The 15,735-nt window shown below is 75.6% G+C and carries 2 protein-coding genes; both read left to right on the top strand.

Going from position 1 to position 15,735, the window contains the following annotated elements:
* Complete coding sequence (locus ACMA1D_RS20455; RefSeq protein ID WP_414725452.1) at positions 1-10,278, top strand: type I polyketide synthase; 10,278 nt, start codon at positions 1-3, stop codon at positions 10,276-10,278.
* A 140-nt stretch (positions 10,279-10,418) separates the two neighbouring features.
* Positions 10,419-15,527 carry a type I polyketide synthase gene (locus ACMA1D_RS20450; protein ID WP_414725464.1) on the top strand — a complete coding sequence of 1,703 codons (5,109 nt, stop codon included), beginning with the start codon at positions 10,419-10,421 and terminating at the stop codon, positions 15,525-15,527.
* Positions 15,528-15,735: the final 208 nt, after the last annotated feature.

The raw sequence follows: 15,735 nt of genomic DNA, 5'->3' as shown, positions 1-15,735 counted from the left end.
GTGAACAACGAAGACAAACTCCGCGACTATCTGAAGCGAGCCACCACCGACCTGCGCAACGCCCGCCGCCGCATCGCCGAGATGGAGCAGCGGGACCAGGAGCCCATCGCGATCGTCGCCATGGCCTGCCGCTACCCGGGCGGCGTCCGCTCCCCCGAGGACCTGTGGCACCTGCTCACCGACGGGGGAGCGCACGGGGCGGCGAACGGGACTGCCCACGGGGCGGCGGCCAACGGGGCCACGCCCCAGGCCGACGGGGGTGCGCACGGGGCCGCTGACGGCGCCGGCGACGGTGCGTACGGCGCGAGTGACGCGCACGGTGCCCACGGCGCGTTCGAGGAGAACGGCGCCCACGGCGCGTACCGTGCGGGCGCCGCGATCGGGGCCATCACCCCGTTCCCCACCGACCGCGGCTGGGACGTGGAAGCGCTGTACGACCCGGAGCGGGCCGCGCCGGGCACCAGCTACGTGCGCGAGGGCGGGTTCCTGCACGAGGCGGCCGAGTTCGACGCGGAGTTCTTCGGGATATCGCCGCGCGAGGCGCTGGCCATGGACCCGCAGCAGCGACTCCTCCTGGAGACGTCCTGGGAGGTCCTGGAACGGGCCGGCATCGACCCGACGTCGGTGGCCGGCAGCGACGGCGGCGTGTTCATGGGCGCGGGCCACCCCGGCTACGGCATCTTCGGCCGCACCGCCCCCGAGGTCATCGAGGGCTACGGGATGACCGGCAAGGCCGCCAGCGTCATCTCCGGCCGCATCTCCTACACCCTCGGCCTGGAGGGCCCGGCCGTCACCGTCGACACGGCCTGTTCGTCCTCGCTGGTCGCGCTCCACCTCGCGGTGCAGGCGCTCCGCAAGGGCGAGTGTTCGCTCGCGCTGGCCGGTGGCGTCACCGTCATGCCGACCCCCGAACTCTTCGTCGAGTTCAGCCGACAGCGCGGCCTCGCCCCCGACGGCCGCTGCAAGTCCTTCGCCGCGGCGGCCGACGGCACCGGCTGGTCCGAGGGCGTCGGCGTGCTGCTGGTGGAGCGCCTGTCGGACGCGGTACGCAACGGGCATCAGGTGCTCGCTGTCGTACGGGGCTCCGCCGTCAACCAGGACGGCGCGTCCAACGGCCTCACCGCCCCCAACGGCCCCTCCCAGGAGCGGGTCATCCGGCAGGCGCTGGCCGATGCCAGGCTCGGCGTCGGCGACGTGGACGCGGTGGAGGCGCACGGCACCGGCACCCGGCTCGGCGACCCGATCGAGGCGCACGCCCTGTTGGCCACGTACGGGCAGCGCGCGGCCGGCGCCGAACCGCTCTGGCTCGGCTCGCTCAAGTCCCACATCGGGCACACCCAGGCCGCGGCCGGCGTCGGCGGCATCATCAAAATGGTGCTGGCGCTGCGGCACGGGCTGCTGCCCAGGACGCTGCACGTGGATGCGCCGACGCCGCACGTGGACTGGACGGCGGGCGCCGTCGAACTCCTCACTACCGCCCGCCCCTGGCCCGCCCGCACCGACCCGCGCCGCGCCGGCATCTCCTCGTTCGGCGTCAGCGGCACCAACGCGCACGTCATCATCGAAGAGCCCACGGCCCCCGAGCCGCAGTCGGCCCAGCCCCCGTCCGGCCCCTCCCCGTCTGCCGAGCTCCCGCCGGCCGAGCGCACGGCCCCGGCGGAGCAACCGGCAGCACGGCCCGCGACCGCCGGAGCTGTCGGAGTCGCGGAAGCTGCCGGAGCCGCCGGCCCCGTGCCCTGGCTGCTGTCCGGCAAGAACCCGACCGCGCTGCGCGCCCAGGCGGCCCGGCTGCGGGCCTTCCTCGCCGACCGCCCCGAGGCGCACCCGCGCGACGTGGCACTCTCCCTCGCCACCACGCGGGCGGCCCTGGACCACCGCGCCGTCGTCATCGGCACCGACCGCGCCACCCTGCTGTCCGGCCTGACCGCCCTCGCCCAGTCCGAACCCGCCCCCCAGACCGTCATCGGCGAGGCGACCGACGGTGCGCGCAACCGGGTCTTCGTCTTCCCGGGGCAGGGTGCGCAGTGGGTGGGGATGGCGCGTGAACTGCGTTCTGCGGAGCCGGTGTTCGCGGCCGAGCTGGCCCGTTGCGGCGATGCGCTTGCCCCGTTCGTGGAGTGGGATTTCGCTGCGGAGTTGGACGGCCCGTTGGAGCGGGTTGATGTGGTGCAGCCGTTGTCGTGGGCGGTGATGGTGTCGCTGGCGGCGTTGTGGCGTTCGTACGGGGTGGAGCCGGCTGCGGTGGTTGGTCATTCGCAGGGTGAGATCGCTGCCGCGGTGGTGGCTGGGGGTCTGTCTCTGGAGGACGGGGCGCGGGTGGTGGCGCTCCGTTCGAAGGTGATCGGCGAGCGGTTGGCGGGCAAGGGCGGGATGGTTTCGCTTGGGTTGCCGCGTGCGGAGGCCGAGGAGCGTATTGCCCCGTACGACGGTCGAGTCACCGTCGCCGCGGTCAACGGAGCTTCGTCCACCGTGGTGGCCGGCGAACCCGCCGCGCTGGAGGAACTGGTCTCCGGCTGTGAGGCAGCGGAGATTCGTGCCAAGCGCATCCCCGTCGACTACGCCTCGCACACCCCTCAGGTGGAGTCGGTGCGCGATGAACTGCTTGCCGTGCTGGCCGGCGTCGCGCCGCGTACCGCTGCCGTGCCGTTCTACTCGACGGTGACCGCTGAGCCGATCGATACGGCCGGGCTGGATGCCGCGTACTGGGTTACCAACTTGCGGCAGGAGGTGCGGTTCGGGTCGGCGGTTGAGCGGTTGGTGGCGGATGGGTTCGGGGTGTTCGTGGAGTGCAGTGCGCATCCGGTGTTGTCGCTGAGCATCCAGGAGACGGCCGGTCAGGTGGTGACGGTCGGTTCGCTGCGGCGTGGGGACGGTGGGCTTGGCCGGTTCGTGGCCTCGCTGGCCGAGGCGCAGGTGGCGGGCGTACGCGTGGACTGGAGCCCGTTGCTGGCCGGCGCGCGCCCCGTGGAACTGCCCACCTACGCCTTCCAGCGGCAGCGCTACTGGCTCGACGCGACCGACACGGACGCCGCTGCGGTCGTCGCGGCGCTCCCCGAGGACGAGGTGGAGGAGCGGTTCTGGGCGGCTGTCGAACGCGAGGACCTGGCCGAGTTGGCGACGACCCTGGGCGTCGCGGACGGGCCCGACGGGCTGGGCTCCGTCCTCCCCGCCCTGGCGACCTGGCGCCGCCAGCGCCGCGCCGACGCGATCGCCGACTCCTGGCGCTACCGCGTCACCTGGCAGCCCGTGGCCACCCCGAGCAGCCCCCAACTCACCGGCACCTGGCTGCTGGTCCTGCCCGCGGCGGGCTCGGAGGCACAGCGGGCCGACCACCCCGCCCCCCACGCCTGGCCCGACGGTTCGCACGGCGGCTGGGCCGTCGGTGCCGCGCGGGCCCTGGAGCGGGCGGGGGCCCGGGTGGTCACGCTGACCGTGGACCCGGCGTCCACCGACCGGGCCGCGCTCGCCGCCGCCCTGCGTGCCGCCACCGCCGAGGTCACCGACCTCGCCGGCGTGCTCGCGCTGACCGCCGTGGACACCCGCACCCTGCCGGGCCACACCGCCCTCACCCGCGGCCACGCGGCCACCCTGCGCCTCGTCCAGGCCCTGGCCGACGCCGCGGTCACCGCACCGCTGTGGTGCGCCACCGAGGGCGCCGTCAGCACCGACGGGCGGGAGCCGGTACGGGGCGCCGCCCAGGCCCAGGTGTGGGGGCTCGGCCGGGTCGTCGCGCTGGAGCAGTCCCGTACCTGGGGCGGGCTGATCGACCTGCCGCCGGCCGTGGACGAGCGCGCCCTGACCGGCCTCGCCGGCTGCCTGGCCGGAAGCGACGGCGAGGACCAACTCGCGGTACGGCCCGCGGGCGTACGGGCGCGCCGCCTGGTGCGCGCCGCCGCGTCCGCCCCGGAGCGCAACCGGGACGGCTGGACGCCGCGCGGCACCACCCTGGTCACCGGCGGCACCGGCGCGCTCGGCGCCCACGTGGCCCGCTGGCTGGCCCGTGCCGGCGCCGAACACCTGCTGCTGGTCAGCCGGCGCGGCCCGGACGCCCCGGGCGCGGCCGACCTGGTGGCCGAGCTCACCGCGCTCGGCACCCGCGTCACCCTCACCGCCTGCGACATCGCCGACCGGGACGCGTTGGCCGCGGTGCTGGCCGGGGTGCCAGCCGAGCAGCCGCTGACCGCCGTCGTGCACACCGCGGCCGTGCTGGACGACGGCATGGTCGACGGCCTCACCGACGAGCGCGTCGAACGCGTCCTGCGGGTCAAGGCGCGCGGCGCCGAGAACCTGCACGCGCTCACCCGCGACCACGACCTGTCCGCGTTCGTCCTCTTCTCGTCCTTCACCGCCGTCCTCGGCACCCCGGGCCTCGGCAACTACGCGCCCGGCAACGCCCATCTGGACGCGCTGGCCGAGGTGCGCCGCGCGCAGGGCCTGCCCGCCACCGCCGTCGCCTGGGGCACCTGGGCGGGCTCCGGCATGGCCGAGGGCGAGGTGGGCGAACGGGCCCGCAGGCACGGCGTGTTCGCGATGGACCCGCAGGCCGCGACCGCCGCCCTGCAACGCGCCCTGGACTCCGGGGAGACCAACGCCGTCGTCATCGACATGCGCTGGGACCGGTTCGCCGTCGTCTTCACCACGGAGCGGCCGAGCCGCCTCCTGGACGGCGTCCCCGAGGCCCGCGCCGCGCTCGCCGCCACCGCCCAGGCCCCCGCCGAGGCCGCGGCGCCCGACGCCTTCGCCGCCCGGCTCGCCGCGCTGCCCAGGGCGGACGCCGAACGGGAGCTGACCGACCTGATCCGGGCCGACGCCGCCGCCGTGCTCGGGCACGCCACCCCGACCGCCATCGAGGCCGGCCGCGCCTTCCGGCAGCTCGGTTTCGACTCGCTGACCGCGGTCGAACTCCGCAACCGGCTCATCACCCGCACCGGCCGCAAACTGCCCGCCACCCTCGTCTTCGACTATCCGAGCCCCGCCGCGCTCGCCGCCCACCTGGCCGCCGAACTCGCCGGCGACGGCGGCGACGGGAGGGAGCACCGCCAGGCGGTCGGCGCGGCCCGCCCGGCCGGGGGCGACGACGCCGACGACCCGATCGCGATCGTCGGCATGGCCTGCCGCTTCCCCGGCGGCGTCGGCTCGCCCGACGAACTGTGGGACCTGGTCGCCGCCGGCCGCGACGCCGCCACCCCGCTGCCCGCCGGGCGCGGCTGGGACGTGGAGGGCCTGTACGACCCGAACCCGGACGCGCCGGGCCGCACCTACGTGCGCGAGGGCGGGTTCCTGCACGAGGCGGCCGAGTTCGACGCGGAGTTCTTCGGGATATCGCCGCGCGAGGCGCTGGCCATGGACCCGCAGCAGCGGCTCCTCCTGGAGACCGCCTGGGAGGCGCTGGAGCGCGCCGGCATCGACCCGACCGCGCTGCGCTCCACCCCCACCGGCGTCTTCACCGGCCTCACCCACTACGACTACGGCACCACCTCGCCCACCGGCGCGCCCGAGGGCACCGAGGGCTACCGGATGACCGGCAACACGGCGAGCGTCGCCTCCGGCCGCATCGCCTACACCCTCGGCCTTGAGGGCCCCGCCGTCACCCTGGACACCGCCTGTTCCTCGTCGCTGGTCGCGCTGCACCTGGCGGGGCAGGCGCTGCGGAACGGCGAGTGCACCCTCGCGCTGGCCGGCGGTGTCACCGTGATGTCCACGCCCGCGGCGTTCACCGAGTTCAGCCGGCAGCGCGGGCTCTCGGCCGACGGCCGCTGCCGGGCCTTCGCCGCCGACGCGGACGGCTTCGGACTTGCCGAAGGCGTCGGCATGTTGCTCGTGGAGCGCCTCTCGGACGCCCGCCGCAACGGCCACCCCGTACTCGCCGTCATCCGCGGCTCCGCCGTCAACCAGGACGGCGCGTCCAACGGCCTCACCGCCCCCAACGGCCCCTCCCAACAGCGCGTCATCCGGCAGGCCCTGGCCAACGCCGGGGTATCGGCGGCCGAGGTGGACGCGGTGGAGGCGCACGGCACCGGTACGACGCTGGGCGACCCGATCGAGGCACAGGCGCTGCTCGCCACGTACGGGCAGGGGCGCGCGGCCGATGCGCCGCTGTGGCTCGGTTCGGTGAAGTCCAACATCGGGCACGCACAGGCCGCGGCCGGCGCGGCCGGAGTGATCAAGATGGTGCAGGCGTTGCGGCACGGGCTGCTGCCCAGGACGCTGCACGTCGCCGAGCCCACCCCGCAGGTGGACTGGGAGGCGGGCGCCGTCGCGCTGCTCACCGAAGACCGCCCGTGGCCGGCCACCGACCGCCCGCGCCGCGCGGCCGTCTCCTCGTTCGGCCTCAGCGGCACCAATGCACACGTCGTCCTGGAACAGGCCCCGGAGCCTGCCCCGGCCCTGGCCCCGGACCCGTCCGCCCGTACGGAGCAGGGCGGCGGCGCCGCGTCGGACGCGCCGGCGACGGCGCGCCCGGCCGTGGACCAGCCGGCCGCGGCGCACCCGGCCGGGGACCAGCCGGCGGCCGGTGCCCGGCCGCTGCCCTGGCTGTTGACGGCGAAGAGCGCGGCGGCCCTGCGCGGCCAGGCCGAACGGCTGCGTGACGCGCTGGCGGCCGATGCGGACCTGGCCCCCGCGGACGTGGCCCACACGCTGGCCGCGCACCGTGCCCACTTCACACACCGCGCCGTCGCCATCGGCACCGACCGCACCACCCTCACCGCAGCCCTCACCGCCCTCATCGAGCAACAGCCCGCCCCCACCCTCATCCAGGGCCAGACCACCGCACACGGAAAGAGCGTCTTCGTCTTCCCGGGGCAGGGTGCGCAGTGGGTGGGGATGGCGCGTGAACTGCGTTCTGCGGAGCCGGTGTTCGCGGCGGAGTTGGCGCGGTGTGGGGCGGCGCTTGCGCCGTTCGTGGAGTGGGATTTCGTCGCGGAGTTGGACGGCCCGTTGGAGCGGGTTGATGTGGTGCAGCCGTTGTCGTGGGCGGTGATGGTGTCGCTGGCGGCGTTGTGGCGTTCGTACGGGGTGGAGCCGGCTGCGGTGGTTGGTCATTCGCAGGGGGAGATCGCCGCCGCGGTCGTTGCTGGCGGGCTTTCGTTGGAGGACGGGGCGCGGGTGGTGGCGCTCCGTTCGAAGGTGATCGGCGAGCGGTTGGCGGGCAAGGGCGGCATGGTCTCGCTCGGGCTGCCGCGCGCGGAGGCCGAGGAGCGGATCGCCCCGTACGACGGTCGAGTCACCGTCGCCGCGGTGAACGGAGCTTCGTCCACGGTGGTGGCCGGCGAACCCGCAGCCCTCGACGAACTCGTCGCCGGCTGCGAGGCGGCGGAGATCCGCGCCAAGCGCATCCCGGTGGACTATGCCTCGCACACCCCGCAGGTGGAGTCGGTCCGTGACGAACTGTTGCGCGTGCTGGCCGGCGTCGCGCCGCGTACCGCTGCCGTGCCGTTCTATTCGACGGTGACCGCTGAGCCGATCGATACGGCCGGGCTCGATGCCGCGTACTGGGTTACCAACTTGCGGCAGGAGGTGCGGTTCGGGTCGGCGGTTGAGCGGTTGGTGGCGGACGGGTTCGGGGTGTTCGTGGAGTGCAGTGCGCATCCGGTGCTGTCGCTGAGCATCCAGGAGACTGCGGACCCGGCGGTGCCGGTCACCACGCTGGGGTCGCTGCGGCGTGGGGACGGTGGGGCCGACCGGTTCGTGGCCTCGCTGGCCGAGGCGCAGGTGGCGGGCGTCCGGGTGGACTGGAGCCCGTTGCTGGCCGGCGCGCGCCCCGTGGAACTGCCCACCTACGCCTTCCAGCGGCAGCGCTACTGGCTGGAGAAGGACGCGGCGGCCGGCGCGGCCACGGAGGTCGGCAGGGACGAGGTGGAGGAGCGGTTCTGGGCCGCCGTCGAACGCGAGGACCTGGCCGAGTTGACCGACACGCTGGGGTTGGCGGAAGGCCGGGACGAGTGGGGCAGCGTACTGCCCGCGCTCTCCTCCTGGCGGCGGCAGCGCCGCGAGCACTCCGTCATCGACTCCTGGCGCTACCGGGCCGTCTGGCGGCAGCGGGCCGAACTGGCCCAGGCGCCGGCCGCGCTCACCGGCACCTGGCTGTTGGTGGTGCCCGCCGCGTACGCCGCGGGCCCGCTCGCCGCCGAACTGCTGCACGCCCTTGGCGAGCGCGGCGCCGACCCGGTGCGCCTGGTGGTGGACACCGCGGACGCGCAGCGCGACAAGCTCGCCGCCCGGATCGCCGAAGCGGTGGGCGAGCGCGCCGCGCTGACCGGCGTGCTCTCGCTGTGGGCCCTGGACGAGGCGCCGCACCCGGCGCACCCGGGCACGTCGGCCGGCGCCATCGGCACCCTTGGCCTGCTCCAGGCCCTGACCGACCTGGGCGGTGGGCAGGCCGGCGACGCCGTGCCGGCCGCCGCGGGCGGCTTCGCGGCAGCGGCCGGGGCGAGCGGTGCGCCGGCGCCGGACGGCGGGCCCGCCGACGGCGCGGACGCGCGCACCGGTGGCCTCGCGGCGGCCGGTGCCCGGCTGTGGTGCCTGACCCGCGGTGCCGTTGCGGCCACCGCGTCCGACCGGGCGATCAGCCCGCTCCAGGCCCAGGTCTGGGGACTCGGTCGGGTCGCGGCACTTGAACAACCGCGGCTGTGGGGCGGACTGATCGACCTGCCGGGCACCGATGCCAAGTTGCTGGGCGACGCCCCCGACACGCTGGGAGCGAAGACGCTGCGGCTGCTCTGCGCGGCGCTCGCCGCCGGCACCGGCAGCACCAGCAACACCGGTACGGGCACCGCCACCCGCACCCCCACCACAGCCCCCAGCCCCGCCGCCGAGGACCAGCTCGCCCTGCGTGACGCCGGTGCCCTGGCCCGCCGCATGGTCCGTACCCCGCTCGCCGACCGCAGCCCCGTCGCGGCCTGGCAGCCGCGCGGCACGGTCCTGGTCACCGGCGGTACCGGCGGCATCGGCGGGCACCTGGCGCGCTGGCTGGCCGACCGCGGCGCCGAGCACCTGGTGCTCACCAGCCGCACCGGGCGCGCCGCCCTGGGCGCCCCGGAGCTCGAAGCGGAGCTGCGGGCGCGCGGCGCGAAGGTGACCATCGCCGCCTGCGACGTCGCCGACCGGGACGCGCTGGCCGCGCTGGTGGCCGGGCTCGCGGCGGCCGGCACCCCGGTCCGTGCCGTCGTGCACACCGCGGCCCACATCGAACTCGGCGCGCTCGCCGACACCACCGCCGAGCGGTACGCGGAGGTGTGCCGGGCCAAGACGCTGGGCGCCGACCACCTGGACGCCCTGTTCGGCCCGGACACGCTCGACGCGTTCGTGCTGTTCTCCTCGATCGCCGGCTTCTGGGGCAGCGGCGAACACGGCGCGTACGCGGCGGCCAACGCCCACCTGGACGCGCTCGCCGAGGCCCGCCGGGCCCGCGGCCTGCCCGGCACCGCCGTCTCCTGGGGCATCTGGGACGCGGCCAACGACTGGGACGAGCGCAACACGGAGCTGCGCACGCTGAAGAACGACCGCTCCAGCCGGCACGGCCTGCCGCTGCTCGACAAGGACCTGGCGTTCACCGCGCTCCAGCAGGTCATGGACCACGACGAGACGTTCGTGGCCATCGCTGATGTCGCCTGGGACCGGTTCCTGCCGCTGTTCACCATGGCCAGGCCGAGCCCGCTCGTCGACGAGGTGCCCGAGGCGCGCCGGCTGTTGGCCGCGGCCGAGCCCGCCGCCGCGGCCCCCACCGCCGACGCCGACGGGCTGCGGGCCGAGCTGGCCGGCAGGTCACGCGGCGAACAGGACCACGCGCTCCAGGAGTTGGTACGGGCCCAGGCCGCGGCCGTACTCGGGCACGCGGCGGGCGCGGACGCCGTCGACGCACACCGGGCCTTCCGGGAGCTGGGCTTCGACTCGCTGACCGCCGTCGAACTGCGCAACCGGCTCGCCACCGCCACCGGCCTGCGGCTGCCGGCCACCCTGGTCTTCGACTTCCCGACCCCGTTGGCGCTCGCCGGCCGGCTCCGTGGCGAACTGCTGCCCGAGGCGGCCGACGGGGCGGCCCGGCCGGCCCTCGCCGACCTGGACCGGCTGGAGAGCTCGCTGACGGAGCTGGCCGCCGACGGCGCCACCCACCAGCAGATCGCGCGGCGCCTCCAGGACCTGCTGTGGAAGTGGAACGAGGCGGCGCCCGGAGCCCCGCAGGGGCCCGCCGCCGAAGGCACCGCGGTGGCCGAGGTCGCAGCGGCCACCGCCGACGAGATGTTCGCCCTGATCGACCGGGAGCTCGGCACGACCTGATTCCGGACCCGCCCCACGTCAGGACCGCCCACCGACTCCCCGGAGAGTGCACGATGCCAAGCCACGAACCCGTATCCGTACCCGACGCCGGCCCCAACCCCACGCCCACCGCGACCGGTTCCACAGCCGCCGGCCCCACCGTGCCCGGCCTCACGGCCGCCGGCGCGCCGACCGCCCCCGGCGGCGACAACGAACGCAAGCTCCTGGACTACCTCAAGCGCGTCACCACCGAACTCCAGCAGACCCAGGGCCGGCTGCGCGCCGCCGAGTCGCGCAGCCAGGAGCCCATCGCGATCGTCGCCATGGCCTGCCGCTTCCCCGGCGGCGTGGGCTCGCCCGAGGAGCTGTGGGAGCTGGTCGCCGACGGCGGCGACGCCATCGGCGGCTTCCCCACCGGCCGCGGCTGGGACCTGGCGGCCCTGCACGACCCGGACCCCGACCGGGAGGGCACCACGTACGTCACCCAGGGCGGGTTCCTGGCGGACGCCGACCGGTTCGACGCCGGCCTGTTCGGCATCTCGCCGCGCGAGGCGCAGGCCATGGACCCGCAGCAGCGGCTGGTGCTCGAAGCGAGTTGGGAGGCGCTGGAGCGGGCCGGCATCGACCCGCTGTCGCTGCGCGGCGCGCGCGTGGGCACCTTCATCGGCGCCAACCCGCTCGACTACCGCTCCGGCATCACCCAGGTCCCCGAGGGGTTCGAGGGCCACCTGCTGACCGGCGGCGCGGGCAGCGTCGTCTCCGGGCGCGTCGCCTACAGCTTCGGCTTCGAGGGCCCCGCCGTCACCCTGGACACGGCCTGCTCGTCCTCGCTGGTCGCGCTGCACCTGGCCGTGCAGGCGCTGCGCAACGACGAATGCACCCTGGCGCTCGCCGGCGGCGTCGCCGTGATGTCCACGCCCGCCGAGTTCATCGGCTTCAGCCGGCAGCGCGGCCTGGCCCACGACGGCCGCTGCAAGGCGTTCGGCGCCGGCGCCGACGGCATGGGCCTGGGCGAGGGCGTCGGCCTGCTCCTGGTGGAGCGCCTGTCGGACGCGGTACGCAACGGGCATCAGGTGCTCGCTGTCGTACGGGGCTCCGCCGTCAACCAGGACGGCGCGTCCAACGGCCTCACCGCACCCAACGGCCCCTCCCAACAGCGCGTCATCGAAGCGGCCCTGGCCAACGCCCGGCTCTCCGCCGCGCACGTCGACACCGTCGAGACGCACGGCACCGGTACGACGCTCGGTGACCCGATCGAGGCGCAGGCGCTGCTCGCCACGTACGGGCAGCAGCGGGACGGCGGCGAACCGCTGTGGATCGGTTCGCTGAAGTCCAACATCGGGCACGCGCAGGCCGCCGCCGGCGTCGGCGGCGTCATCAAGACGGTCCTCGCGCTGCGCGCCGGCGTGCTCCCCAAGACGCTGCACGCCGATGAGCCGACGCCGGAGGTGGACTGGGAGTCGGGCGCCGTCGCCCTGCTCGACCGGTCCAGGCCGTGGCCGCGGACCGGCCGCCCGCGCCGCGCCGGCGTCTCCGCGTTCGGCATGGGCGGCACCAACGCGCACGTCATCGTGGAACAGGCCGACCCCGAGCAGACGGGCCAGCCCACGCCGATCCGGCCCGCCCCCGCGGCCGAGCCCGCCGCCGAACCCACGACGGTCGCCACGGACACCCCCACCGCCCCCGCGGACGCCACCGCCCCGGCCGGCGGCGCCCCCGCCCACCCCACCGTCCTGCCCTGGGTGCTGTCCGGCAAGACGGAGCGGGCCCTGCGCGCGCAGGCGGAGCGGCTGGTCGCGCATCTGACGGAGCGGCCCGAACTGGCCCCGCTCGACGTGGCCGGCTCGCTGGCCACCACCCGCGCCGCCCTGGAACACCGCGCCGTCGTCATCGGCGCCGACCGCACCGAACTCCTCACCGGCCTCACCCACCTCGCCCGCGACACCGAGGCCCCCGACGTGGTACGCGGCACCGTGAACGCCGGCGCCGACCGCCCCGTCTTCGTCTTCCCGGGGCAGGGTGCGCAGTGGGTGGGGATGGCGCGTGAACTGCGTTCTGCGGAACCGGTGTTCGCGGCCGAGCTGTCCCGTTGCGGCGATGCCCTCGCCCCGTTCGTGGACTGGGACTTCGCCACCGAGTTGGACGGCCCGCTGGAGCGGGTCGACGTCGTACAGCCGTTGTCGTGGGCGGTGATGGTGTCGCTGGCGGCGTTGTGGCGTTCGTACGGGGTCGAACCGGCGGCGGTGGTTGGTCATTCGCAGGGCGAGATCGCGGCGGCCGTCGTGGCTGGCGGGCTGTCGTTGGAGGACGGGGCCCGCGTTGTGGCGCTCCGTTCGAAGGTGATCGGCGAGCGGTTGGCGGGCAAGGGCGGGATGGTCTCGCTCGGGTTGCCGCGCGCGGAGGCGGAGGCGCGCATCGCGCCGTACGGGGAACGGGTGACCGTCGCCGCCGTCAACGGCCCGTCGGCGACCGTGGTGGCCGGCGAACCCGCAGCCCTCGACGAGCTGGTCGCCGGCTGCGAGGCGGCGGAGATCCGCGCCAAGCGCATCCCCGTCGACTACGCCTCGCACACCCCACAGGTGGAGTCGGTCCGCGACGAGCTGGTACGCGTCCTGGCCGACGTCGCGCCGCGTACCGCGGCCATCCCGATGTACTCGACGGTGACCGCGGAGCCGATCGACACGGCCGGGCTCGACGCCGCGTACTGGGTGACCAACCTGCGGCAGCCGGTCGAGTTCGCCCGTACCACCGGCGCGCTGCTCGACCACGGGTACGCCGTCTTCGTCGAGTGCAGCGCCCACCCGGTGCTCACCATGGCCATCGGCGAGAGCGCCGAGCGGGCCGGGACCGAGGTGGTCGCCGTGGGCTCGCTGCGGCGCGCCGAGGGCGGGGTGCGCCGGTGGTGCGCCTCCCTCGCCGAGGCGCACGCCGGGGGCGTCGCCGTGGACTGGTCGGCGGCGACGCCCGGCGCCCGCACCGTTGAACTGCCCACCTACGCCTTCCAACACCAGCGGTACTGGATCGAGTCCGACGCGGACCCGGCCACCGCCGTGGCCCTGCGCGACCCGGCCGAGGACGCGTTCTGGGCGGCCGTCGACGGTGCCGACCTCCCGCACCTCGCCGCCACCCTCCAGGTCGCGCCCGAGGCCCCGTTCAGCTCCGTACTGCCCGCGCTCACCGCCTGGCACCGGCGCAGCCAGCAGCGCTCCGAGGTGGACTCCTGGCGCTACACCGTCGGCTGGCACCCGCTGCCCGACGTACCGGCGTCCGCGCTGCACGGCCGCTGGCTGGCCGTGGTGCCCGCCGAGCGCACCGACGACCCGGCCGTACGGGGTGCGCTGCGCGCCCTTGAGCAGTACGGGGCCGAGGTCGTACGGCTCGACGTGACCGCGGCCGACGCGGACCGGGCCCGCCTGACCGCCAGGCTCACCGAAAGCGTCGGCACCGGCACCGGGGCCGACCTGGCCGGCGTGCTGTCCCTCTGGGCGTTGGACGACGCCTCGCCGCACCCCGACCACCCGTCGCTGAACGCCGGCGTGATGGGCTCCCTCGCGCTGCTCCAGGCCATCGGCGACACGGGACTGACCGCCCCGCTGTGGTGCGTCACCCGCGGCGCCGTCGCGCTGGACGCGGCCGACCCGCGGCCCAGCCGCATCCAGGCCCAGGTGTGGGGGCTCGGTCGGGTCGCCGCGCTCGAACAGGCCCGGCTGTGGGGCGGCCTGGTCGACCTGCCGGCCGACGCCGAGGCCGACGGGCCGGCCCTCACCCGCCTGGTGTCGGTCGTCGCCGGCCTGGACGGCGAGGACCAGGTGGCGGTGCGCCGTACCGGCCTGCACGGCCGCCGCATGGTCCGCGACCTGCTCGGCGGCGGCCGGCCGGCCCGCGACTGGCAGCCCCGCGGCACCGTCCTGATCACCGGCGGCACCGGCGCCCTCGGCACCCTGCTGGCCCGCTGGTGCGCCCAGCACGGGGCGGAACACCTGGTCCTCACCAGCCGCCGCGGCCCCGACGCGCCCGGCGCCGCCGAACTCGCCGACGAGCTCACCGCGCTCGGCGCCAAGGTCACCATCGCCGCCTGCGACATCGCCGACCACGACGAACTGGCCGCCCTGGTGGACCGGGTACGGGCCGCGGGCCCGCCGATCCGGGCCGTCGTGCACACCGCGGCCCACATCGACCTCGGCCCGCTGGACGGAGCGCGGCCGGCGGACTTCGCCGACGCCTTCGCCGCCAAGGTCGCCGGCGCCGAACACCTGGATCGCATCTTCGCCGACGACACGCTCGACGCGTTCGTGCTGTACTCCTCGATCGCCGCGTTCTGGGGCAGCGGCTACCACGGCGCGTACGCGGCGGCCAACGCCCACCTGGACGCGCTCGCCGAACAGCGCAGGGCCCGCGGCCTGACCGCCACCTCCATGGCCTGGGGCGTGTGGCGGCCGGTGGACATCAAGGAGAGCTACGCCGCCGAACGCCTGGCCATCAGCGAGCGCGCCCAGGCGCAGGGCCTGCCCTTCCTCGAACCCGATCTGGGCATCGCCGCGTTCAAGCAGTCCCTGGACAACGACGACACGTTCGTGGCGCTCGCCAACATCGACTGGCAGCAGTTCGTGTCGCTGTTCACCATGGCCCGCCCGACCCGGCTGCTCGACGCGCTGCCGGAGGCCACCCGGGTGCTGCGCGCGCTGCGCGAGGCCGCGGCGGCGGAGCCGGCCGACGCGTCCGCGGCAGCCGCCGAACTGCGCGGCCGGCTGGCCCCGCTGCCCGCCGAGGAGCGCGGGCGCATCCTGCTCGACCTGGTCCGCACCCACGCAGCCGCCGTACTCGGCCACCCCACCACCGACGACGTCGCCCCCGGCCAGCCCTTCCGCGACCTCGGCTTCGACTCGCTGACCTCGGTCGAACTGCGCAACCGGCTCGGCCGGGCCACCGGCCTCAAACTGCCGGCGACGCTGGCGTTCGACCACCCCACGCCGCAGGCGCTGGTGGCCCTGCTGCGCGCCGAACTCCTCCAGGAGTCCGCCGCGTCGGCCGAGTCCGTACACACCGACATCGACCGGATGGCCGCCGCCCTCACCGGTCTTGAGGTGGACGACATCGGCCGGCAGGCCATCACCGAACGGCTGTCGGCCCTCCTCGCCCAGTGGACCGGCAGTCAGGTCACCGTCGCCGGCGGCGAGGAAACGGAGGGCGCATCGGTCGCCGAACGTCTGGAATCGGCGTCCGACGATGAAATGTTCGCCTTCATCCGCGACGAATTGGGGCGCGCGTGAGAAAAGCAGGACGGCGCCCGTGAGAAAAGCCGAACGGCGCCCGTGACGCGCCGGCGGAGAATCCGGCGGACCCTCCCGAGCACGGCCTCCGCCGGATTCTCCCGCCGCCGCCCGCGCGCCCGCCCCGCCCCGCACACCCGCCGTCGAACGGCGCCCGCCGCCGCGCACACCGCACCCGACCGCGTTCCACAGCCTTCGTCCGCCCCAC

Origin of the sequence: Streptomyces sp. 796.1, assembly GCF_047525675.1 — a bacterium.
Lineage (GTDB): Bacteria > Actinomycetota > Actinomycetes > Streptomycetales > Streptomycetaceae > Streptomyces.
Note: the sequence above shows the minus strand (reverse complement) of the source record. Positions and strands in the feature narration are given on the sequence as shown.